General features: G+C 65.0%; 17 protein-coding genes and 1 riboswitch. Of the genes, 4 read left to right on the top strand and 13 right to left on the bottom strand.

Annotated elements, in window-relative coordinates; translation table 11 throughout:
• Positions 1 to 134 precede the first annotated feature (134 nt).
• The 5 genes from AC6I1W_RS01110 to AC6I1W_RS01090 all read right to left on the bottom strand — a co-directional run bounded on the left by AC6I1W_RS01110 (position 135) and on the right by AC6I1W_RS01090 (position 7,047).
• Positions 135 to 1,121 (bottom strand): ribonucleotide-diphosphate reductase subunit beta, encoded by a 987-nt coding sequence (locus AC6I1W_RS01110; RefSeq protein WP_016666287.1) that lies wholly within the window; start codon positions 1,119 to 1,121, stop codon positions 135 to 137.
• 36 nt (positions 1,122 to 1,157) lie between these two features.
• Entirely contained in the window at positions 1,158 to 3,722 is a 2,565-nt protein-coding gene (locus AC6I1W_RS01105; protein WP_493536910.1) for a ribonucleoside-diphosphate reductase subunit alpha, read from the bottom strand.
• A gap of 112 nt (positions 3,723 to 3,834) precedes the next feature.
• Positions 3,835 to 4,026, bottom strand: a riboswitch (cobalamin riboswitch).
• A gap of 172 nt (positions 4,027 to 4,198) precedes the next feature.
• Complete coding sequence (locus tag AC6I1W_RS01100) at positions 4,199 to 5,299, bottom strand: NADH:flavin oxidoreductase/NADH oxidase (protein WP_284950582.1); 1,101 nt, start codon at positions 5,297 to 5,299, stop codon at positions 4,199 to 4,201.
• Between the two features lie 70 nt (positions 5,300 to 5,369).
• Positions 5,370 to 5,648 (bottom strand): YciI family protein, encoded by a 279-nt coding sequence (locus AC6I1W_RS01095; RefSeq protein WP_021107969.1) that lies wholly within the window; start codon positions 5,646 to 5,648, stop codon positions 5,370 to 5,372.
• Between the two features lie 205 nt (positions 5,649 to 5,853).
• On the bottom strand, positions 5,854 to 7,047 hold the full coding sequence (locus AC6I1W_RS01090) for a MarP family serine protease (RefSeq protein ID WP_284950580.1): 1,194 nt from the start codon (positions 7,045 to 7,047) through the stop codon (positions 5,854 to 5,856).
• A gap of 139 nt (positions 7,048 to 7,186) precedes the next feature.
• On the opposite strand from AC6I1W_RS01090, the gene idi reads away from it, so the two are divergent.
• Complete coding sequence (idi, locus tag AC6I1W_RS01085; protein WP_493536909.1) at positions 7,187 to 7,795, top strand: isopentenyl-diphosphate Delta-isomerase; 609 nt, start codon at positions 7,187 to 7,189, stop codon at positions 7,793 to 7,795.
• A gap of 3 nt (positions 7,796 to 7,798) precedes the next feature.
• On the opposite strand, the gene AC6I1W_RS01080 is transcribed toward idi, so the two are convergent.
• A complete protein-coding gene (locus tag AC6I1W_RS01080) occupies positions 7,799 to 8,719 on the bottom strand; it encodes an isoaspartyl peptidase/L-asparaginase family protein (RefSeq protein ID WP_284950578.1) in 921 nt (306 codons plus the stop codon).
• A 253-nt stretch (positions 8,720 to 8,972) separates the two neighbouring features.
• Here AC6I1W_RS01080 and AC6I1W_RS01075 point away from each other — a divergent pair, with 253 nt between their 5' ends.
• Positions 8,973 to 10,019, top strand: coding sequence for a M23 family metallopeptidase (locus AC6I1W_RS01075; protein ID WP_493536908.1), 1,047 nt, complete (start codon positions 8,973 to 8,975; stop codon positions 10,017 to 10,019).
• Positions 10,020 to 10,077: 58 nt separating this feature from the next.
• Here the strand turns inward: AC6I1W_RS01075 and AC6I1W_RS01070 are convergent, their stop codons facing one another.
• The 4 genes from AC6I1W_RS01070 to AC6I1W_RS01055 all read right to left on the bottom strand — a co-directional run bounded on the left by AC6I1W_RS01070 (position 10,078) and on the right by AC6I1W_RS01055 (position 13,831).
• Positions 10,078 to 11,451: a sensor histidine kinase gene (locus AC6I1W_RS01070; RefSeq protein WP_284950595.1), complete on the bottom strand. Its 1,374-nt coding sequence runs from the start codon at positions 11,449 to 11,451 to the stop codon at positions 10,078 to 10,080.
• 50 nt (positions 11,452 to 11,501) lie between these two features.
• Complete coding sequence (locus AC6I1W_RS01065; RefSeq protein ID WP_269199449.1) at positions 11,502 to 12,194, bottom strand: response regulator transcription factor; 693 nt, start codon at positions 12,192 to 12,194, stop codon at positions 11,502 to 11,504.
• A 2-nt stretch (positions 12,195 to 12,196) separates the two neighbouring features.
• Positions 12,197 to 13,291, bottom strand: a complete 1,095-nt coding sequence (locus AC6I1W_RS01060) for a cyanophycinase (protein ID WP_117189723.1) — start codon at positions 13,289 to 13,291, stop codon at positions 12,197 to 12,199.
• A 63-nt stretch (positions 13,292 to 13,354) separates the two neighbouring features.
• Positions 13,355 to 13,831 (bottom strand): low molecular weight protein-tyrosine-phosphatase, encoded by a 477-nt coding sequence (locus tag AC6I1W_RS01055; protein ID WP_016666276.1) that lies wholly within the window; start codon positions 13,829 to 13,831, stop codon positions 13,355 to 13,357.
• Between the two features lie 250 nt (positions 13,832 to 14,081).
• On the opposite strand from AC6I1W_RS01055, the gene AC6I1W_RS01050 reads away from it, so the two are divergent.
• Positions 14,082 to 16,052, top strand: a complete 1,971-nt coding sequence (locus tag AC6I1W_RS01050; RefSeq protein ID WP_493536907.1) for an ABC transporter ATP-binding protein — start codon at positions 14,082 to 14,084, stop codon at positions 16,050 to 16,052.
• The gene (locus AC6I1W_RS01045) at positions 16,045 to 17,940 is read left to right on the top strand and encodes an ABC transporter ATP-binding protein (RefSeq protein ID WP_336620873.1); all 1,896 of its coding nucleotides are present in this window, start codon (positions 16,045 to 16,047) and stop codon (positions 17,938 to 17,940) included. Before AC6I1W_RS01050 ends, AC6I1W_RS01045 begins: the two co-directional genes overlap by 8 nt.
• A gap of 256 nt (positions 17,941 to 18,196) precedes the next feature.
• Here the strand turns inward: AC6I1W_RS01045 and AC6I1W_RS01040 are convergent, their stop codons facing one another.
• The 3 genes from AC6I1W_RS01040 to hemG all read right to left on the bottom strand — a co-directional run bounded on the left by AC6I1W_RS01040 (position 18,197) and on the right by hemG (position 23,247).
• Positions 18,197 to 20,317 carry a bifunctional metallophosphatase/5'-nucleotidase gene (locus AC6I1W_RS01040; protein WP_333490151.1) on the bottom strand — a complete coding sequence of 707 codons (2,121 nt, stop codon included), beginning with the start codon at positions 20,315 to 20,317 and terminating at the stop codon, positions 18,197 to 18,199.
• A gap of 279 nt (positions 20,318 to 20,596) precedes the next feature.
• Positions 20,597 to 21,898 carry a TIGR04053 family radical SAM/SPASM domain-containing protein gene (locus AC6I1W_RS01035; protein WP_252908540.1) on the bottom strand — a complete coding sequence of 434 codons (1,302 nt, stop codon included), beginning with the start codon at positions 21,896 to 21,898 and terminating at the stop codon, positions 20,597 to 20,599.
• Positions 21,895 to 23,247: a protoporphyrinogen oxidase gene (hemG, locus tag AC6I1W_RS01030; protein WP_249361333.1), complete on the bottom strand. Its 1,353-nt coding sequence runs from the start codon at positions 23,245 to 23,247 to the stop codon at positions 21,895 to 21,897. Before hemG ends, AC6I1W_RS01035 begins: the two co-directional genes overlap by 4 nt.
• Positions 23,248 to 23,542 lie beyond the last annotated feature (295 nt).

Below are 23,542 nucleotides of genomic sequence, written 5' to 3'. Positions count from 1 at the left end.
TGTCAGCCCCAAAGCATATTTTGGGGCTGACATCATCCGCGTGCATGCCATGGCGACTTCATGCACGCTCACCATCGGGGTGACGAATACCCCACGAACGAGGACTCGTCGAAGATCGGGGTCCGCTCCCAATCTCACCGACCACCGGTGGCGTGGGCATTGACCTCGTAGGAGGTGTTGGTGGCCTCGAAGAAATTGACCAGCTGGAGGGTGTCATTGGCCGTGGCCATCCATTTCGCCGGGTTGGCGACGCGGTACTCCGGCTCGAACCCGAGCTCCTCCAGACGACGATCTGCCAGGTACTTGACGTAGTCATTGACGTAATCAGCATTCATTCCGAGGATGCCGCGGGGGAGCATGTCGCGGTTGTACTGCTCCTCCATGGACACCCCCTCGACGATCATGTCGTGGATCTCGGTCGCGAACTCCTCGGTGGCGACCTCCGGGTTCTCCTCCAACACCGTCAGGATGAGGTTCATGCCGAATTTCAGGTGGAGGGACTCGTCGCGGACCACCCAGTCGATGAGGGAGCCGAAATTGCGCAGCAGGTTTCGCTGTCGGAAGGACAGCGCGACCATGAACCCGGAGTAGAACCAGATGCCTTCGAGAATGATGTTGTAAGCCACCAGGTTGCGCACGAAGTCCTGCTTGCCCTCGACAGTGGTGATGTCGAGGGTCTGCTCGGTCATCCGCTTGATGAAGGCCACCTCGAAGGACTCCTTGCGGGCCATCGACGGGACGTGGACGTGGGAGCGGTAGGCCTCGTCGCGGTCGATCGGGAAGGTCTCGAGGACATACTCGAATGCCATGCAGTGGTTGGCCTCCTCCCACATCTGCTTGGCCAGGTAGAGGTGGCACTCGGCCGCATTGACGTAGGGGTAGACCCCGAAGGCCAACGCCTTGTTGACCAGCAGCTCGTTGGGGTTGAAGTAGCTCATGAGGTGGGTTAAGGCATGGTGCTCATCAGGAGTCATCCGGCTGAAGTCGGCGAGGTCCTCATCGAGCTGGATCTCGTTGGGGAACCACGTGTTCGCCACGGCCTGGTTGTAGAGGTCGTAGGCCCACGGGTAGATGACGGGCTTGAGCAGCAGCCCTTCGTGGATTCCGGATCCAAGGATCATGGTGTTCTCGCATTCAGTGGGGGGAACGGTCGTCGGTCACTGGCAAGACTCGCACTGCAGGCGTTCCTGGGGGTCCACCGGGCAGGAGGTGCCGTCGACGAGATCGAGGGCCACGACGGGTTCGGCGTCGAGTGCCTCGGTCAGGGGCTTTTCGATGGTCGTGGTGCTGGTGTCACGTCGTGCTGCGGTGGCGAACCCACGACGAGGACCGTTGCGATGTCCGGCAGCCTTGTTGACCGCCACCGTTGACTGCTCGGCGGTGTGACGGGGCAGCATGTGGAGGTAGTAGGTCGTCTTGACGCCCATCCGCCATGCTGCGGTGTAGAGGTCCTCCATGTCACCGACCGACCGGGAGGCCAGGTAGATGTTGCGGCTGATGGCCTGGTCCACCCACTTCTGCGCCCTGGCGGCCACGTTGAGGTAGGCCATTGGATCCAGGGTGAAGGAGGTGCGGTACAGACGTCGCAGAGATGCCGGGATGGCCTTGATCTCGCTGGGATCCCCCTGACGGCGCAGCAATTCCTCGCGCACCTTCTCCCACAGCCCGAGGTCCTTGAGGTCGGCCACCAGGTTGCGGTTGACCTCGAGGAACTTCCCGGCCGAGGTGGCTCGGGAGAACATCTGGGAGAACTGCGGGTCCAGACCCGGCGTCGTGCCAGCGACCAGGCCGATCGACGCGGTCGGGGCGATGGCCATCAGAGTGGCGTTGCGCATCCCGTGACTCACCTTGGTACGCAGCCCGTCCCAGTCCATCCTCGTCACTCGGTCGACGTCAACGGGAATGCCACGGTCGCGCTCCAGGAGAGCCAGGGTGTCGACCGGGACCATCCCCTTCGACCAGCCGGATCCTGCGAACATCGGGTACGAGCCACGCTCGGTGGCCAGATCAGCGGAGGTGTCGATGGCGTGCCAGCTGATGAATTCAATGACCCGGTCGACGATCTCGCAGGCCTCGGGGGAGTCGTAAGGAATCCGCACCTGCTCGAGCATGTCCGTCAGCCCCATGACGCCCAGGCCGATGGCCCGGTTCTCCACGTTGGATCGCTCGGCCTGAGGCACCGCCGAAGCGGTGATGTCGACGAGGTTGTCGAGGTGGCGCACCGCCAGCCGAGTGGTGGCGGCCAGTTGGTTCCAGTCGATGCGACGTTTCCCGCGCGGCCCGACGAGGTGTCCGGCGAGGTTGACCGAAGCCAGGTTGCACACCGAGGTGTGGTCGCGGTCCTGGGGCAGGCAGATCTCGGTGCACAGATTCGAGGAGTGGATCGTCCCGGTGTTGCTGTTCAACGCGCGGGTATTGACGCTGTCCTTCCACGTCAACCACGGGTGGGATGTCGTCTGCAGACTCACCAGGATGGCTCGGAACTGTTCGCGGGCCGTGGTGCGGTGGAAACGCTTGATGTGGCCGGCCTCGGCCTCGGCGATGTAGTGGGCGTAACGCTTCGAGAAGGCCGACCCGGTGAGCTCGGTGAGATCGGGGGTCTCGGCGGGGTCGAAGAGGTACCAGTCCTCGTCCTTGGCGACGCGTTTCATGAACTCGTCGGAGATCCACACCGCGGTGTCGGCGGTGCGGGTCCGCCGGTACGGGTCACCGGAGTTCTGCCGCAGATCGAGGAACTGCGGGAAGTCCATGTGCCAGTTCTCCATGTAGAAGCACAGTGCGCCGAGCTTTTTGCCTCCGCGGGAGACGGCCCGCAGCGTCGAGTCGATGGTGTGCATGAAGGGGATCGGACCGGTCGACGCAGTGTTGTCGGAGCGAATAGGTGACCCCTCGCAGCGCAGGTCGGACATCGACAGCCCGATGCCGCCGGTGCCCTTGGTGATCCACATGACGTCACGGATCGTCCGGGCGATGTGCTCCAAATCGTCCTCGGTGCGCATGACGAAGCAGTTGGACAGCTGACCAGCCGGGGTGCCCGCGTTGACAAGGGTGGATCCAGCCGCGAGATGACGCAGGTTACTCATCGAGTCGTAGAGGGCGAGGGCAGAGGAGGTGGGATCGTCCTCGGTGAGGCTGAGCCCCATCGCCACGCGCATCCAGAAGTACTGCGGTACTTCCAACGCTCGCTGGTCGGGGGTACGCAACAGGTAACGGTTGACCATGGTGCGCACGCCGGTGAAGCCGATGAGGTCGTCACGGATGGGATCAAGGGCCGTGGCGAGGGCGTCGAGGTCGAAGAGCCGCCCCAGTCGCTCGTCGAGGTGGCCGTCGGCGACGAGTTTGTCGATCGTGCGCGGGAAGCAGGCATGATGGAGGTCTCGCACCCGCTCGGGGCCGGCGTCACCGAGACCGTCGTGGGTGTCGCCGAACACCTCCTTGTACAGCTTCTTGACGGCGATTCGGCTAGCAATGGTGTCGAAGGCGGGGTCGTCCTTGGCATTGCCCAGAGCCACCTGGATGACGGCCTCGTCCAGGGCGTCGGTGGTGATCCCGTCGAACAGGGTGATCTCCACCTCGGCCTGCAGCAGGGTTGCCCGGGCAACGGCGTCGTCGAGCCCACGGGCTGAGTCAATGATGGATGCAGCGACTTCGTTGCCGTCGTAGGGGGCCAGGGATCCGTCGCGCTTGCGGACGCGGATGGTCGAGATGGGGTCGGCGCTCATTGCAATTCCTCCGTGCGATGCCGTAGGCACGCGACCGGGCGGAATGCGGCGGGGACACTGGTCCCCATGAACGCTGCGACACTTCCCGCGAGATCGCGAACCGGGCCCCGCGGTTGCGGGACCACACCTGGCAGGTCTTCGGACTCACGAGCACTTGTTGCCTACTGGCCGTCGCTTCCCATGCCGAAGCACAGTGCATGATGACGGCGGTCGTTCTCGTACACCGCTGCGGGGCAGCTCCGGATTCTCACCGGATTCCCTCTTGGCCCGTGCGAACACGGGAACCACGTGCACTCGCCACTATATGAACGCTGATCAATAAGAGTCAACACAAGATGTAGGGGCATTGAGCGTGTTGGACGTCTCACGGACGCACACCATGACGGCCCCCTGACGGCCGGCGGATTCATGACACCGAACACGCCGCCGTCACCGGGCTTCGTCGAGCGTCAGAAACGCTGAAACTCCCGACGTCCTCAGCGCCACGCTCCCCGGAATCTCGCCGGATGCCACGGGGCGTCCTCGTTGGGAACTCCCAACTCGTGGGCGGCGCGCAATGGCCAGTTGGTGTCCCGCAGAGCTGCCCGTCCGATCATGATGGCGTCGGCACTGCCCTTCTGGAGCAGCTCCTCGGCCAGCTGTGGGGTCCAGATCATGCCGACGGTGGCTGTGGGAATATCCGCCTCGGCGCGCACCCGAGCCGCCAGGTCAGCCTGGTAGGCCGGGGCGACGGGGATGGGGGCCGACGAATTGCCTCCTGAGGAGGCGTCGAGCAGATCGACCCCGGCTTTCGCGAAGCGCCGCGACAGTTCGACGGAGTCCTTCACCTGCCAGCCGTCGTCCCGCCAGTCAGTGACCGACAGGCGCGCCAGCAAGGGCATGTCTTCAGGAATGGCCCCACGCACAGCCTTCGCGACCTCCAACGGCAGGCGAACACGTCCGTCGAAGTCACCGCCCCAACCGTCGGTGCGGGTGTTGGACAGCGGCGAGAAAAACTGGTGCAGCAGGTAACCGTGGGCGCTGTGAAGTTCGACGGCGTCGAATCCAGCGTCCACAGCACGCGCGGCGGCGGCGCGGAAGTGGTCGACGACCTTCTCGATGCCGTTCTCGTCAAGGGCGTTGACGGGCAGGCCGACGTACTGCTTGCCGTCAGCAGGGGCGGTGGTCGGACCGACGGGAATCCAGCCGCCCTGCTCAGGGGGTACCACGCTGCCATGGAATCCCGGCCACCACTTCTCGGTGGAGGCCTTCCGGCCGGCGTGACCGAGCTGCACGGCGATCTTGCCACCAAGCTCGTGGACGGCATCAGTGACGGTGCGCCAGGCAGCCACTTGGTCGTCATTCCACAACCCGGTGTCAGCAGGGCTGATGCGGCCTTCGGGGCTGACCGCGGTGGCCTCGGCGACGATGAGGCCGAAGCCACCAGCGGCAAAGGACCCGTAATGGATGAGATGCCAGGTGCCCGGGATCCCGTCGTGAGAATCCACCGCGTACTGGCACATCGGTGGTAGCCAGGCGCGGTTGCGAACTGTCAGGCCACGGAGAGTGAGGGGCTGGAACAGCAGAGGTGACGTCATGACTCCATGACACCACGCGTTTCAACCTTCATCCCGTCAATCTCGACCGCCAGCCAGGTTGGCAGCCGTGTCAGACGTGGTGGTGGTAATTCGGCTTCCACTCGCGCACTGAGGTCACCTGGACAGCCGTCTTGGGGTAGGGGTCAGCCTCCAGCAAATGATCGAGAGCATCGCGGTCAGGCACGGTGTAGATAAGCACCGCTCCGCTGCCGTCAGCCAACGGGCCGGCATTGACGAGCTGGCCACGTTCGCGCATGACATCAAGGTTCTCCAGATGGGCCGGGCGCGCGGCCATGCGCTCCTCGGAATGGGCGGGATCATAATGGGTTTCGACGATGAAAACTGCCATGACCCAATGCTATTGGGACATGGACCGGAACTGAAGCGTTGAGAAGGCGTCGGACGTTGACGCGTCATCGTGCGGCATGGGATGCCCTGGGATGCCGCCACAGTGTCGGTGCTTGTCAGATGACGTTTCGGGAAATCAGGGTGGCAAACGTGCGCGGAACCGTCCCACGACGGGAACATTGGGCGCTCAAGATTTTGACACCAGCTCAGCCAACGGTGCACCAGCCGGTCGCAGCCGCGGTGGTGTCGTTGGCCCCAGCACGGATGAACTTGCGAGTCTGGTTGTTCGACAGCGCGTACCCGGTCTGCGGCTGGGCGGTGGACCGGGCGAAGATCGTGCCGGCGACCTTGCCGTCCGTCGTCAGCAGTGGCCCACCCGAGTTGCCCGGACGTACCGTGCCGCGCAGCGAGAGGATCTCGCGGACGACGGTGTCGGTGCCGTAAATGTTCTCACCCCGAGCCATGATCGACCCACGCACGGTGGCGGCCTCGAGGGTGTACGGACCATCAAGTGGGAATCCGGCGACGACCGTCGGATCACCATCCTTGACAGCCGACGCCATTGTCAAGGCTGGGGCATGAAGGTCGGGAACCGCCAACACCGCCAGGTCCATGTCCGGGTCGTAGGAGACGACGCGGGCTTGCAGTCGAGCCCCAGATCCGCCCACCTGCACGGTGACCTGGTTGGACCCGGCGACGACATGGGCGTTCGTCGCCACCCGGTGGCGAGAACTCACCCATCCGGTGCCCTCGGAGGCCCGATCACACCGTGGTGCCCGCGACCGCACCTTGACGATGGATTGAGCTGCGCGCCGCACTCCAGGAGTAGTGACGGTCTCGTCGTCGGGAGCCGGTGCGGGCAGGCTGGGAGCTTCGTCGGCGAAGACCTTCGGGAAGGTGTCAGCAGCTCGGCCGACCAGTCGGGCAGCGGCCTCGTTGACCTCATCCGGGATGACGCGATTGGTCTGGGTGATGACGGATGACTCGTCGATGGCCTCGGTCCATGACGGCGGCAGGATGGGGGAGAGGGCTGTCGCCGCCACCGTGACGACAAGTGCGGTTGCGATGACGTTGAGCACTGAGCCGCCGAAACGGTCCACGTTGCCCAACCCCACCGAGTTGAATGCGCGGTGGATGCGTTGGGCGATGTGGACGCAGATGCCCTGAATGATCTCGGCAATGACGAGGGTGATGCACACCCGCACCGCACCTGCGGCCAGCCAGGTCCAATTCTCGTCGAAGAACTGGTCAGCGACGATGCCGGAGGTCCACAGACCGGCCCACACCCCGAGGACCAACCCGATGAGGCTGGCCACTCCGACGACGGCCCCGCGCATCCACCCGGCCATGGCACGCATGGCGAGGTACACCACGAGGATGACGTCGAGGATGTGCGGCATGGCTCTCCCGTCGGAGGTGGGTGGACGAAGTGACGAATACAGCATCTCAATGGTGCCTTTTGAGGTGGCGATGAGCCAACGTAGGGGACCCGAACGCATTCGACTTCGCGGAATTCGTGGTTATTGGTAGCTTGACGTCATGAGTCATCACGATGGCGAGGATGGGGGCACGCCTGCCCATGACGCGGATTCTGTCCAGGACGATCTCGTCATCCTGCTCGACGACGACGGCAACCAGGTCGGGACCGCTCCCCGAGCGACCGTTCACAGCCAGCACACCCCACGACATCTGGCCTTTTCCTGCCATGTCCTTGACGTCGGCGGGCGAGTTCTGCTGACCCGACGAGCCCTGACGAAGGTGGCCTGGCCGGGGGTGTGGACGAACACCTGTTGTGGGCATCCGCAGATCGGCGAAACGATCATCGACGCGGCAGTGCGTCGCACTCACCAAGAGCTCGGCCTCGATCTCGATCCGCGTCGGATGCGCGTCGTCCTTCCTGGTTTTTCCTATCGCGCCACCGACGCTGGCGGCATTGTCGAGGACGAGCTGTGTCCGGTCGTCGTTGCCCGGTTGTCCCTTCCCGAGGAACTCGTCGAGTTGAATCCTGACCCGGACGAGGTCGAAGAGGTCACCTGGGTGGGCTGGCAGGACATGTACGGCCTGGCGCGATCGATGCCGGCCCTGCTGAGCCCCTGGGCGGTCGAGCAGATGCTCGAGTTCGGTCCGGAACTGCCCGTCGTGCGCTGAGCCTCACACCGAGGTCAGCACCTCGCCGTGATCTGGCCAGGCGGCCAGCATGGACGCCGACACATGGCAGACGACGAGACGTCCGGACGCGTCGACGGCGATGAGGCCTCCCGTGGCTGGTGCGCCGTCGGTGACTCGTGACGAGACCTCGTCGGTGAGGGCTCCCATGGCCGCGTGGTTGACGGGTTCACCTGCCAGTCTCATACGAGCATCCACCTCGTGGGCCACCACTCCCTGCAAGAAGGCCTCGCCGTCACCGGTGCAGGAGACGGCCACGACCCCATCCCGGGCGAAGGTACCGGCCCCGACGACCGGGGAATCACCGATGCGACCTACTGACGACGCGACGATCCCGCCCGTAGACGTCGCAGCAGCAAGATGACCGTGATAGTCCCGGGCGACCGCCCCGACTGTGCCATGCCTCGGGGCCTGGTGGCGTCCGGCAAGTACCCGTTCCAGCTGTTCCCGGCGAGCGTCAGTCACGAAGTATTCCGGGGGCTCGACCTCCAGACCCCAGCCTCGGCAGACCTGCTCAGGAGGGTCGCACAGCAGGACATGGGGCGACATGGCGAGGATGGCCCGGGCCAGACGAATCGGGTTGCGGGCATGACGTGAACAGCACACCGCCCCAGCACGCCCGTGGCCGGTCATGACGGCGGCGTCAGTCTCAACCGTCCCCTTCGCTGTGAGGACCCCACCTCGTCCGGCATTGAAGAGCGGATCGTCCTCCATCGCCACGACCGAGGCTGTGACGGCGTCAAGGGCTGGCCCACCAGCGTCAAGAACTGCCTGGCCGGCGTCGAAAGCGTGCCGTAAGGACAGCCGGAACCTCTTGGCATCCTCGCCGGTTCGGGGCGGAACGTTGCCTGCGCCACCGTGGATGACGAGAGTGGGGCCGAGCTGATCGACGACGTGACTGGTCATGCACAGAGCGTAGACGTCGAGGTGGCTTTCACGAGATGGTTGAGGGTCTGTCCACCGGTTTCGGAACCTGCTGTGGAACGACATCGATGTGTTTTCCCCAGCCATGAGGGTTATCCACAGGATTCCTGTGGATAACCCCTCGTCGTGGCAGGTGACATGTGGATGAACATGCCGCGACGAAGGCTCCAGCCGGGTGGAAAAAGGGAGCCAACGAGGGTGACAATAATGTTCACGGCGTGGAGGAGGGTTGTCCATGGTGTCGCGGGGCAAGGCCATCAAGACCGTCATCGCCGGCGGTGTCGGAGTCGCTGTGGTCGGGTTGTCGGTGACTGCCGCATGGCCGTCAGACCCGGGATTGCGAGCCGTCCCTGATCACCAACAGCTTGTCTCCAGGCCGATGTCCGCCGCATGGTCGGCGTCCTGGCCTGAGACGACCCAGCCGACCCCGAACATCACTCAGTCCTCGGCTCCTGTCAACCCTGGAGTCCTCGCCCCGGCAAAGGCTGCAACCCCGTCCCCGAGTCCGGCAGTGTCCAGGGTCGGCATGCCGACCGGGGTTCTGCTGTCGAAACCGCTCAACGGCCCGGTCACGTCACCATTTGGCATGAGGTTCCACCCCATCCTTCACGTCTGGAAGCTGCACACTGGCGTCGATTTCGGAGCTTCGTGTGGCACCCCGGTAGGTGCGTCAGCACCAGGAAAGGTCGCCTTCGCGGGCCCTGCGGGTGGGTATGGGAATCGGGTCGAGGTCGATCACGGCATGATCGCCGGCAAGCACGTCTCGACGACCTACAACCACCTGTCGGTGATCGGAGTAAAGGTGGGACAAAGGGCTGACGTCCACCAGGCCGTTGCCTTGTCCGGGACGACCGGGTACTCAACGGGATGCCACCTGCACTATGAGGTCGTCGTCAACGGACAGTTCACCGACCCGCTGCCGTGGCTCAATGGCAAGCCTGCTGTCGTGAATCTCGACAAACTCAAGCCCGTCAGGGGAGCGACCGTTCCTGCCGGTGAGTTGCATCATCCTGATCCGGTGCCGTCCACCCCGCACCCATCGGGTACCCCGAGCCGTCCGACCACGTCGAACAGTCCTTCCAAGCCCAGCTCCACGTCGGTCAGGCCCAGCGGAAAGCCGAGTGCTCCCACACCGTCTTCTGTCTCGACGACGACCCCTGGGAAGGCGCCGTCAACCAGCCCTTCACGGCCCGGACCCACGACGGAGCCGGCACCAGGGCAGCCGACCTCGTCACAGAAGTCCTTGCCCGTCACCTCGACGAGCAGCGATCCACGTCACTGAGCTTCCTGGCTGCTGGCCTGGGCAGTGCGGGATCTGCCGGCCGAGATGAGCCCGGCCGTCAGGATGTCGTTGACTCCTCGGCGGGGGGTTTCTCCCGCGGCAGGTACATGGTGAACATGGCGCCACCGCCAGGAGCTCGCGACGCCTTGATCCAGCCTTGGTGACTGGTGACGGTGTGCGCCACGATTGACAGGCCCAGGCCGGTGCCGGGAGTGTTGCGGGCCTGGTCGGAGCGGTAGAACCGGTCGAAGATGTGTGGCAGATCCGCCTCGTCGATGCCCGGCCCCTCATCGCTGACGACGACGGTGTCACCGTCCATCGTGACCGTCACCGTACCCCCGGTGGGGGAGAACTTCACGGCGTTGTCGAGCAGGTTCGTCACGGCTCTCTCGAGAGTTGCCTCGTCACCAAGCACCGGATGGGAGTCCAGGTGAACGTCGAACTCCAGGTGCGGGCCGCGTCGCCGTCCTCTCTCGACGGCCTTCGAAATAACATCTGACAAGTCGAAATACTGCGGTCGAGGGGGAGGGGCGTCCTCGCGCGACAGCTGGACGAGGTCGCCGATGAGGCTGGAGAACTCGCCGAGTTGAGCGGCGACGTCGTCGAGGATCTCGCTGCGCGCCGGGTCTGGGAGCATGTGGCTGTTCTGGTCGGCGATGAGCAGCTCGACGTTGGTACGCATGGACGTCAGCGGGGTACGCAACTCGTGGGAGGCGTCGGCGATGAGCTGCTTCTGGCGTTCCCGTGAGTTCGACAGGGACGACAGCATGGCATTGAAGGAGACGGTGAGGTCTCCTAGTTCGTCGTGGGAGCGGACCGGGATGGGGCTGAGCTCGTCGGTCGCCGTCACTCGGTGGACGGCCCGGGAGAGGTCACGCAGCGGTCGTGTGGCAGAGTTGCCGGCCACGTATCCGGCAATGGCCGTCAGCACGATGCCGACCAGGCTGGTGCCGACCAGGACGATCCACAGTGATCCCAGGGTGGCCTTGGTGCCGGTGAGGTTCTGCCCTGCGACGAGGGCGTAGTGCACCCCGTCCGAGGTGAACGGGATCGCGACGATGCGTACCGGAACTCCACGGGAGTCCATGACAGTGCGGGCCTTGACACCGGTTCCGGTACGGGCGACGGCAAGCTCCTGGACCCCGGTGGTGACGGTGACCTCGGCTCCCGGAGCGGTGGCAACCTGGCCATCGGCGCGCACCAGGATGAGTGTGGTGTTCGTGGCCGCCAGAGAGCTGGCTTCCAGCCCGCCGAGGTTTTGAGGGTCAGCGGCTACGCTCGGGGAGATGGTGGTGGCCATCCGTGTCAGCTGTTCGTCCAGCTCGTCGTACAGCGAGATGCGCGTCATGAGCCAGGCGGACAGGGAGGTCAATGCCACCGCGACGACGACTGAGATCGACACCAGGAGGCTGACCCGGCGCCCCATCGTCATGCGAAGCGGACGTGGACGCCAATCCAGCAGCCTCCGCCACCACCGACGGATCACGAATTCGCTTCCCGCAGCACGTACCCGACGCCGCGGACGGTGTGGATGAGACGCGGCTCACCATCATGCTCGGTCTTGCGACGCAGATAGCCGATGTACACCTCGAGGGAGTTGGCGGTCGTCGGGAAGTCGAATCCCCACACCTCGTGCAGCAGCCACGAGCGTTCCAGCACCTTCTCCGGGTTCTGGAGGAAGACGGTGAGCAGGGCAAACTCGGTGCGCGTCAGGCTGATGCGACGGCTGCCGCGGGCGACCTCGCGGGTGCCTGGGTCCAGGGTGAGATCGGCGAAGGACAGCTGCTCGGGGGCCTCAGCGGGTTCCGGCTCGGGACGGGAACGACGAGTCAGGGCGCGCAGGCGGGCCAGTAGCTCGTCCAGGGCGAAGGGCTTGACCATGTAGTCGTCGGCCCCGGCATCCAGGCCATCCACGCGGTCGTCAACGGCATCGCGGGCGGTGAGGACGAGGATCGGGACGTCGTTGCCGTTGCTGCGCAGCATCCGGGTGGCCTCGAGACCGTCGAGGCGAGGCATCATGACGTCCATGATGACGGCGTCAGGATGGCTGCCGGACAGGTGTGCGAGGGCCTCGACGCCGTCAGCAGCACTGTCGACCTCGTAGCCGCTGTACTGCAGGGATCGGGCGAGGGATTCTCGCACCGCGCGGTCGTCGTCAACGACGAGAATGTGCATGCTCATGGCTTGACGTCCTCCGTCGGGGGCTGTGCAGTGGGATCGGCATCCGAGCGGGGATCGGGTACCGGGCCTGCCGTCGGGGTCGGGTCCGCGGCAGCCTGGGGGTCGGCTGCCGCGGCAGGTGCGTCCTCGGGGGTGGCGGAGCCCTCGGTGGTCTTGGTCTCGTCGTCAGCAGACTTGGACTCCCGCGCGCGACGTCTCTCCTCGGCGCGCTCCCGGGCTGCCTTCTCGCGTTCCTCCTTGTCGTGGGCGGCACGGGTCGCCGCCGCCACCTTTGCCAGACCGTCGAAGCGGGGCTTGTGCGGGGCTGGAGCCGGTTCCGGGGTGACGGGGCGCTGGGAGCGGACGAGAACTCCGTTGACCTCGCGGGTGAACCAGCGAACCAGGCCACGTCCCATCACCTCGGTGTGGCCGGTCGAGGCGTCGATGCGCAGGCAGGTGGCCTCGTCGACGGCAACGGCGTTGGGAAGCAGGCCGGACTCGACGGCCGAGATGATGAGGCCGTCGCCGGAAAGGGTGTCGTTGTGGGTGGAGATGGTTAGGCTGACCAGGCCAAGGCCTTCGACGAAGGTGACCTCGTCGAAGCCCTCAGCACCTGTCTGCTGGCCGACCTGGCGTCCCTGCATTTTCCAGCCCCCTGCCAGAGCGGTGACGCACGGGGCCATCGCACCGGCCGAGAAGCCGAGCCAGGGAGCACCGCCGCGCACCAGCATTGAGAGCTGCTCGGCGGCCGGTGCAAGGCCGTTGATGTAACTGGGCACGGCGCCGCCGCCGACGATGATGCCGGCGAGGGAGTCGAGGTTGTCGGGGAGCTGGAAGGACTCGTTCTCGGTCCACAGCGGGGTGGCCGGGTCGCCCATCGTCGGGGCGGTTCCCGGGCCGTCGAGGTGGATGGTGAGGATGTTCGCGTCGGCCCACCGGGAGGTGACGATGCGCGTCAGTCCAGCGGCCTGGTCAGCGGATTCGGAGGCCGGACCTGCCACCACTACCGCAATGGGAGCGTCAACATTGTGATGCCGGGCCTGGGAGACGAACTCGTCGTAGACCTCCACCAGTGAGTCGTCGTACCCTCCGCCGACCAAGAACAAACTCATGGGGACAGCCTATAGTGCCAGGCCGATTGGTCTCGGCGGACCAGTGCGATGGCGGGGAACCGATCAGGCCAGTGAGCGCACCTCGTCAACGATTCCAGGCATTGCGGACTCGATGGCGTCGAGGGTGTCCTGGAACCCGTCGGTCGAGCCGAACCAAGGGTCCGGCAGGGAGGTGCCAGGGTCGCAGTTGGGGTCGTAGTCGCGGATGAGGCGGAGGTTGTCGGCGTCGGGGGCCATCTGCTTCATCATCTGGAGGTGGCGCGGTTCCGCGGCGATGACAAGGTCTGCGGACATGATCTCGGACTCGTCGATCTGGTGGGCGTTGTGGCCCGAGCAGGGGTATCCGTGGGAGGTCAGGACGGATTTGGCTCGCGAGTCCATCGGGCCGCCGTGCTCCTCGTCGCTGACTCCGGCGCTGGTGACGCGGGCGTCCAGGCCTTCGTCGGCAAAGATCTTCTTGGCGACGAATTCAGCCATGGGGGAACGACAGATGTTCCCCCAGCACACGAAGATGACGGACGGGGTGTTCTCGTTGCTCACAGGGGTTCCTTCCGTGGTCAATGGGTCCAGTCTGCCCGGTGCGGGAAGGGGCATGTCGAGGTTCATACTCGTGGCGAACGGCCTAGACCGGCCACGAACTGCCACCAAGAACCGCGCAAGGGGACGGCGTGAACGTCAACGCCACGACTCTTGCCGGCGCCGGGTCACGGACCGGACGTATCGGCGTCTCTTGTCTCAAATCCCAGATCCACACTTCAAACTGCAATATCCTCGAACCATGAATTCCTGAGTGAGTGACACCGCAGCCCGCCATTCGCGGGTGGACCAGCAGACCAACCAACTCGCCGGGAGATTCATGCCCACAATAACGTCAGAACACAGCACCCAGGCCACCGAGGCCGGGATCAGCGACGAGGTTCGCACTCTTTACGCCGACGCACTGACGCGCGAACCGGCTCTCGCACCACCCTCTCCGAACGGAAATCGGCTTGCGAACCTGTGGCGGGCCCGCACGTACATGCGCCCGTATCTCGGCCGGTTCACCGCGATGGTGGTCTTCGCCTTCCTGTCGACGATGGCGGGCATCGTCACCCCGCTGCTGACCCGGCGCATCATTGACGGCCCCGTCGCCCACTCCGACCATCGTGGTCTGTGGGTGCTGGGTACCGCCGCGATCGGGGTTGGCATCGTCGAGGCCCTTTTCATGTTCCTGCGCCGCTGGGTCGTCGCTCGCGCCACCTTGGGCGTCGAAGCCGGCATCCGGCTGGACATGTACGCCAAGCTGCAGCGCCTACCGCTGGGCTTCCACACCCAGTGGGAGTCGGGTCAGTTGCTCAGCCGCATCATGAACGACCTGTCGACGGTGCGCCGCTTCCTCGGATTCGGCCTGCTGTTCATCATCATGAACACCTTCCAGATCGTCGTCGTGACGATCCTGTTGCTGCGGATGTACTGGCCGCTGGGCATCGTCGTCCTCGTCTCGGCGATCCCCATCGTCTGGTTGTGTCTGTGGAACGAGCGTCGCTACGTCAAGATCTCCCGCACCATCCAGGACCAAACCGGCGACGTCGCGTCGTCCGTCGAGGAATCGGTCCATGGCCTGCGCGTCATCAAAGCCTTCGGCCGTTCCGAACACGTCTACGAGGGGTTCGACGACAAGGCGACCACCCTGTGGCAAACCAGCCTGGACCGCGTGAAACTGGTGTCGGCCTTCTGGACCTTCCTCGAGGCCATCCCAACCCTCACCCTCATCGTCGTGCTGGCCATCGGCGCCTACGCGGCGGCCCACGGCCACCTCACCTTGGGAACTCTGGTCGCCTTCATCACCCTGATGCTCAGCCTCATCTGGCCGATCGCCTCGCTGGGGTTCCTGCTCTCGATGACCCAGGACGCCATGACGGCCGCCGATCGCATCACCGAGATTTTCGACGCCCCCGAGACCATCCACGACGGGCCGCGTCGCCTGGAACATCCGGAGGGCGAACTCGTCCTCGACGACGTCTCCTTCCACTACCCCGACTCCGACGAGGACGTCCTGCGCCACGTCGACCTCACGATTGCTCCCGGCGAGACGATCGCCCTGGTCGGCGGTACTGGATCCGGCAAGACGACCTTGACGGCCCTGGTTCCGCGGCTCGCCGACGTCACCGGTGGCGCAATCCGTATCGACGGCGTCGACGTCCGCGACCTTGAGGTCGACAACCTTCGCAGCATCGTCGCGACCGCCTTCGAGGAGGCCACCCTGTTCTCGATGAGCGTCCGAGAGAACCTCACCCTCGGTCGCCCGGAGGCCACCGACGAGGAGATCACCGAGGCCATCGACGTCGCCCAGGCTGGATTCGTCTGGGACCTGCCGTGGGGTCTGGACACCCGCATCGGTGAACAAGGGATGAGCCTGTCGGGAGGTCAGCGTCAGCGCTTGGCCTTGGCCCGCGCGGTGCTCGCCAAGCCTCGCATCCTCGTCCTCGACGACACCCTCTCGGCCCTGGACATGAACACCGAGGCCCTCGTCGAGGCGGCCCTGAAGCGGGTCCTCGTCGGGGTGACGGGAATCGTCGTCGCACACCGAGCGTCCACCGTGCTGCTGGCCGACCGAGTTGCCCTGCTGCAAGAGGGGACGATCACCCACATCGGTACGCACTCGGAGTTGCTGGCGACCGTCCCTGAGTATCGGGAGCTGCTGAGCGCCGACTACGACGCCGAGCAGGGGATGTCCGGGGAGTCCGTGGAGACCACGGGAGAGGAGGCTGATCGTGCCTGACGAGAAGGCAGAACACGACACCACTTCCGAAATGTCCACCGCCGAGGAGAAACGCGCGGCAGTGGACAAGCGCACCGCCGAGGACTGGCGTGGCGTCGCCAACGAGGAGGCCAGCGAGGTCTCTGCCAAGGCCGCCGGCCTGCTCAAGGCTCGCTCCCGGGCTCTGCTGTGGTCCCTCCTCAAGCCTTACAAGACTGTGGTCTGGGTGTTGCTGGCGGCCATCGTCGTCGAGAACCTCGCCCGACTCGCGTCCCCGGCTCTGGTTCGCCGTGGCATCGACCTGGGCATCCCGCCCTTCATACACGGCGGCTCGGCGCGCAACCTCGTTGTCACCGTCATCGCCATGCTCGTCGCCCTGGTGATCCAGGTGACGACCCGTATCTACTTCTTGCGGGTGTCCGGCCGTATTGGCCAGGACGTGCTGCTCGAGTTGCGGCGTCGCGTCTTCCGCCACTTCCAGCGCCTCGACGTCGCCTTCCACGACAAGTACACGTCGGGGCGCGTCGTCTCCCGCATGACCAGCGACATCGACGCCATCGCCGACCTCATGGAGGAGGGAGTCGACGGTCTCGTGTCGGCCGTTCTCACCCTCATCGGCACCGGCGTCATGCTCCTCGTCATGGACTGGAGGCTGGGCCTCATCTGCCTGGCGTCGCTGTTCTTCGTCTCCCTGCTGGTGAAATGGTTCTCGACGGAGTCGAGCCGGACCTTCCGCAAGGTGCGCAACGCCTCGGCCCAGGTCATCATCCAGTTCTCCGAGACGATGACCGGCATCAAAGCGGTCCAGGCATACCGTCGCGAGCCGCGCAACCAGGAGATCTTCACCGAGCTGGCCGACCGCTACCGTGGGATCAACGTCCGGGCGATGCGACTGTTCGCAATTTTCATGCCGGGCATCACCCTGATCGGCAACGTCACCATCGGACTCATGCTGCTTATCGGCGGTTACTTCGCCCTGCGCGGCTGGACGACGGTCGGCGTCCTGACGGCCTTCCTGCTGTACTTGCGCCAGTTCTTCGAGCCCCTCAAGGACATCGGTCAGTTCTACAACACCTTCCAGTCGGCGTCCTCGGCCCTGGAGAAACTCTCGGGGGTGCTCGAGCAGGAAGCCGCCGTAGCCGAGCCGGAAGAGCCGATGGAGCTGACGACCGCCGACGGCGCGGTGGATTTCGACCACGTCATGTTCGGCTACAACTCCGAGCGCGAGGTGCTGCCCGACCTCGACCTGCACATTCCTGCCGGTCAGACGGTCGCTCTGGTCGGAACGACGGGCGCTGGCAAGACGACGATTGCCAAGCTCATCTCGCGGTTCCATGACCCGACGTGCGGTCACGTGCGTCTCGACGGCCACGACCTGCGCGAGCTGTCGGACGCCGACCTGCGTCGCGCGGTGACGATGGTGACCCAGGAGAACTTCATCTTCGCCGGCACCATCGCCGACAACATCTCGTTCGGCCGTCCCGACGCGACCCGCGACGAGATCGAAGCCGCCGCCCGCGCGGTCGGTGCTGACGGGTTCATCGATGCCCTGCCCGAGGGCTACGACACCGATGTGTCCCAGCGCGGTGGACGTCTGTCGGCCGGTCAGCGTCAGTTGGTGGCGTTTGCCCGGGCCTTCCTCGCTGATCCTGCGGTGCTGATCCTCGACGAGGCGACGTCGTCATTGGACATCCCCTCGGAGCGTCTGGTGCAGCGAGCCTTGCGGACGATCCTGGCCGACCGGACCGCCGTCATCATCGCTCATCGTCTGTCCACGGTGGAGATCGCCGACCGGGTGCTCGTGCTGGAACACGGCCAGATCCAGGAGGATGGTTCCCCCGCCGAGTTGGAGGCCCAGGGCGGACGCTACGCCGAACTCCACAACGCTTGGCAGGAGTCCCTCGCCTGACGGTGGCGTCCTGGGCTCGGCCCGGAGTCCCCGAGGCGGGGTTGAACCGGCCCCCACGTGTGGTGTGGTAATCGCGATCCTGATGGTGGGTGCTGCTACGACAGGTGGCAGTACCCACGGTCGTAACCGAGATTTCCACCACGTCGACACGTCTCACCCCTGCGCACGTCGCGCTGCCCCCAGTCACAGCAGAACCCCGGCCCGGGATCACTCCCAGGCCGGGGTTCTTCAGTATGAGGTTGTGTCAATCCTTGGATCAGACACCAGTTCTCGGCAGGCCGGGCTTGCCGTTGCTGGAGCCGTTGTCAGATCCGGGGGTTCCTCCCGGGTTGACGTCGTGGCCCGGGGTGCCAGACTGGCCCGGCTTCGGGGCCGGGATCACAGCGCCACCAGGCTGATCGCCGGACGGTACTGACAGCTTGGCGGCGAAGCGCACCGTGGTGCCGGAATCCGGGAAGGTGAAGACGATGGTGGCCTCACCGCTGACCAGACCCTTGGCGGTCGGCACCTTGACGGTCACGGAGGACGAACCGTCCTTGACCGGGGTGGTGGCGACGTCGACGGTCTTATCACCCTGAACGATCTGGGTCTTCATCGTCTTGTTAACGACGGAGTCCTTCGAGGTGAAGTCGACGGTGTCGGGGGCAACTGCCTTGTCAGCCGGCTTGCCAATGGTGAAGGTGGCATCCTTGGACATGCCCTCCTTGAGGGAGGTCGTCAGGGAGACGGCACGCTTGGCGAAGTCAGGTTTGAGGGTCTTCTGAGCCTTGATCCAGTCAACCCAGGCGGACAGGTCGATCTTTCCGGTGTCGACCGGCTTGGATCCCTTGGCGAGTTCGGTGAAGTTGTCACCACCGGCGATGAGGAAGGAACCGGAACCCACGGTGTAGGTGCCCCTGGGATCGATCGGCTCGCCGTTGATCCGGATGGAGGTGATGCGGTCACCTTCCTTGCGGGACTCGTCGTAGGTGTAGGTGACGTTCTTGGAGACGCCGAGCTGCAAATACGGACGTGACGGGACCTCGCCCTTGTCATTACGCTGCCACTGCTGCTCCAGCGTCTTCTTGAACTGAGCGCCGGTGATCCTGGTGGTCATCAGCGTGTTCGCGAAGGGGAGCACCTGGGCGGCCTGTTTGTAGGTGATGTCCTTCTCGAGCAGGGAGGCGCGGGTTCCACCGGGGTTCTGCAGACCAATGAAGTTGGGGTCGCCCTTGCCGAGGGTGTCCTTGAACATGTCGGCGACCATGTTGGACATCGTCGACTCGCGGTCACGGACGTTGGCGGCGAATTTCTGGTCGGTCTCGTTCGACGGGGTGGTGATCGGAGCGGTCTCGTGCCCGATGACGGTGGCGCCGACCTCATCCGACTTGGCCTTGGCATCCTCGTAGATCGAGGTGATCTTGGCGATCGTCGGGTCGTCGGCCGGGGTGCTGGCCGGATCGGTGATTGAGGCGTCCGTCGAGCAGAGCTTCTTCTGCTCGGAGTCCCAGGCCACCTTCACCTTGGCCAGGTGAGCGCCGTAGGAACCGGCCTGCAGCAGTGGGGCGCCGGCCTTGTCCTTCCACGAGTACACCTGGTGGGTGTGGCCGTTGAAGACCAGGTCGACGTCGGAGGAGGTGTCGGCGTAGATCGGGGCGAAGTTACCGCCCTGGCTGGCCGGATCGGCGGAACCGTCAGCAGCGCCCTCATGGTACTCGGCGACGACGACGTCAGCCAGGCCCTCGCTCTTGAGACGCTTGGCCTCGGCGTTGACGGCCTTGACCGGGTCACCGATGGTGAGGTTGGAGATGCCGGCGGGGGAGACCAAGGAGGGGAGGTCATGAGTGACGGCTCCGACGATGCCGATACGGACACCATCCTTGACGATGACGGTCGACGCCTTGAGGGGAGCGGCAACCTTCTTGGTGCCCTTCTCGTAGACGTTGGCACCCAGGTAGGGGCTCTCGGTGTGCGGCATGATGCGCTCGGCGAGATCCTTCCAGCCCTTGTCGAACTCGTGGTTGCCGACGGCATTGGCCTCGACGCCCGCGGCGTTCAGCATGGCGATGGTCGGTTCGTCATTGAGGGAGCCGGACTCGAAGGTCGAGCCACCGACGTTGTCGCCGTCACTCAGCAGCAGAACCTTGTCGGCTCCATTCGCGTTGCGGGCCTCGACGACCGGGGTGAAGAGGTTGGCACCCGTGGCGATGCGACCGTGGAAGTCGTTGACGTTGAAGATCTCGACGTTCTTGTCGCCGTTGCATGATGTGGCCGGCGCGGACGGGGCGCCGCTTCCGTCTGGTGCGGCAGAGGCCGGGTTGGCAATGAAGCTGCCGCCCATCCCGGCCACGCACAGCACCGATAGGCCGGCAATTCGGGCCCTGCATCGGTGATTCATGGGTTCTCCCTGGGGTTCGTCCGAATACTCATGTTGTGCCCAAAAGGCATACACAGCTAGCGTCGCCCATTTCTGGCCGAGCTCGCAAGGGGTCGGAGGAACTTCGCCATGAGGAATTCATGTCTCCGTCACTTCGGCGCGAGGAGTACTGAGGATAGGCGAACCTTGTGTTATTGATTTCAAGAATGGAGGTACTGATTGGCGGTGTCGGAAATTACCGACAATGGACCGGACGCCGTGACGGTGTCGTCACGGCGTCCGGTCCATGGAACATCCTTGTCACACCCTCGGTAGTCCGTCAGCGGGAACTCTCTCCGGCAGCTCTCCGTGGTAGCCCGGCGGCACGTAGGCGCAGGACGGGTCGGAGGCCAGATAGTCCCCGGTCATGGCGTAGGCCGTCGAACGAGACCCACCACAGAAGTGGTTGAAGTTGCAGGCTCCGCACTTGCCGGAGAACCCGTTCGGGTTGCGAAGTCCCTGGAACACCGGGGAGGTCCGGTAGATCTCGGGGAAGGGCTTCTCCTTGATCGACCCGCAGTGGATCGGCAGGAATCCCGACGGGTAGACGTCGCCGGTGTGGTCGATGAACGCGAATCCGGACCCGGAGTTGATGGCCAGTGGAGTACGCGGGGGGCGTGGGTCCTCGATGACGTCGCCGAGCAGCTCGTTGGTCTCGCGGGTCAGCCACTCGTAGAGCTCGCCATGGCGAACCGGTCGCTCCTTGCCCTGACGGACAGCCTCGCGCTGGAAGGCGATGCGCCGATACTGAGGCGCCTCGGTCGTCTTGATGGCGATGCGCGTGGAGTTGTCGTGCAGCCAGTACAGGACGTCCTCACGCTCCAGCGGTGACAGCATGTCGAGCTGGGCGCCGCGTCCGGTCGGAACAAGCATGAACGTGTAGAACATGAACGCACCGAGGTCGATGGCGTTCTTGAGCATCTGCGGTGCCTCGTGGATGTTCTTGGCGGTGAACACCGTGTTGAGCTGGAAGCGCATGTCGAGGTCGTTGAGCATGTGGCAGGCCTCGACGGTGCGCTCGAAGGTTCCCGGGAAACCGCGGAAGGCGTCGTGGGTGGCAGGGGAGCCGCCGTCGAGGGACATCGACATCATCGAGACGCCGGCATCCTGCACGGTCTTGACCCGGTCACGCGTGAACAGTGGGGTCACCGAGGGTGAGATTGACACGTGCAGGCCCTTGCTGACGCCGTACTCGATGAGGTCGACGAGGTCGGGACGCTCGAAGCAGTCACCACCGGTGAGGATGAGCATCGGGTAGGGACGCTCGTAGCTCGTCAGCTGGTCGATGAGTTCGTGGCCCTGGGCGTTCGTCAACTGGCCGGGGGCGGCGTGGTGCTGGGCCTCGGCGCGGCAGTGCTGGCAGACCAGGGCGCAGGCGCGGGTGACCTCCCAGATGACGATGAAGGGCTTGTCGTTGAGGTCGTGCTTGATCTCGCGGACGAGCGGGCCGTGGCCGGGATGTCCACCTGGGTGGCCACCGGGATGCCCGGCAGGATGACCCGCGGACGCACCCGGATGTCCGGGCTGCACTGGCCGCTCGGGTTGATCAGTGGTAGTGGTCACTTCTCCTCCTCCTTCGAGGTGATCTGACGGGCAAGACGTCGGCCGGCGACGATGGCGGTGCCGACTCCGGCACCGTCGATCCCGGCCCCGCCGACGTGGAGTCCGGTGTCGTCAAGGATGGTGGCGAGTGTGGCCATGCGCTCCCGGTGGCCGGGGACTGGCTGCGGCATGGCGCCACGGTGACGCTCGATGACGTGGTCGTGAGGGTGAGCACTCAATCCTAGACGCTCCAGTTCAGCCATGGTCATGGTGACGAGGTCGTCGTCGGAGAGGTCGTCGATGGGGGTTCCACCGTGACGCCCCATGGCGATCCGGAGAGTGGGCTCGGAGAGATGCCACTTCGTCGAGAGATTCGTCACCTGGCGTACCAACGGGGACCATTCCGAGCCGATGAACCACGTCTGAGCCGTGGCGATCGGGTGATCCACCTGGTCAGTTCGCACCACGAGCGTGGCAACCGTGGTGCTCTCACACCGGGACAGCAACTCCGAGGCATCGGGGTGTGCGGTGGACAACAGAGCTGCAGCGACCCTGGCGGGCGTGGCGATGATGACATCGTCGGCGGCAACTGATCCGATTCCTCGCGGTCCTGTGACGGTGACGACCCATTCATGGCCAACCTGCCGGATTCCCGTGGCACGGGTGTTCGTGTGCACGGTGAGGTCCCCAGCCAGCGCCTCCGGCAGTGTCACCAAACCGTGTTCCCATGTCGCGGTGGCAGGGGTGCGGGGTCCGGAGGGCTGAGGACGATGACGAATGCGCGACCATGTAGCGACCGCATTGCGTTTGAGGGTCCCAGTGACGAGGGACTCACCCTTCCTGACGGTCTGCCTCAAGGCCGGAGCCGCGACCGCGAGGGAAAAGTTGTCGACGTCGGCGGCGTGAATGCCACCCAGCAGGGGATCGACGACGGCTCGGCCGACTTCGTCACCAAATCGTTCCGAGATGAACTGGCCGACGCTGACGTCGTCAGGGTGTGGGCGGGAGGTGAAGGGCTCCAGGCCGGCTCGCAGCAGGCCGATGGGAGAGAGGATCCGCGAGGTGATCGTCGGTAGGAGTTTCGTGGGGCCGACCGGCGTCACTCCGGCCGGCATCTCCACGACCCCGCGTCGGCTCGACAACAAGGTGCCTCCGGGGGCGGGATGACGCATCGAGTCCGTCAGCCCCAGTTCCGACACCAGATCGGAGACGCCTGGGGCACGCAGCGGTACGGCCTCGGCTCCCATCTCGACCATGTCGGCCCCAAACCGACGGGAACTGACCTGTCCGCCGACACTCGGTCCTGCTTCCAGGACGACGACTCGGCAACCGTGGCTCCGCAGCTGGTGTGCGGCTGCCAGGCCTGTCATCCCGGCACCGATGATCGCCACTGTTTTGCTCACCAGTTGATAGTACGCAAGAGCTTGTGAGAGCCGACGACCGGGGTCGAAACCGTGGATAACCTACGGAACGGTAACCTCAGACTTGTTGGCTCCCTACGGAGCGGTAAGTTCTGTTTGGAACTGGGCTAGTCGGCGTCCAGAATGAAGCACGGAACACTCGACCAGGAGGAAGATGTGACCGAGAACATCAGTGCCGACGAGGGCGATCCGGACCCATTCGTCCCGCCGGCAACACACCATCCCGTCAATCGTCCGGATCCTG

The sequence above is a fragment of the Cutibacterium sp. KB22876 genome, assembly GCF_059728865.1.
Note: the sequence above shows the minus strand (reverse complement) of the source record. Positions and strands in the feature narration are given on the sequence as shown.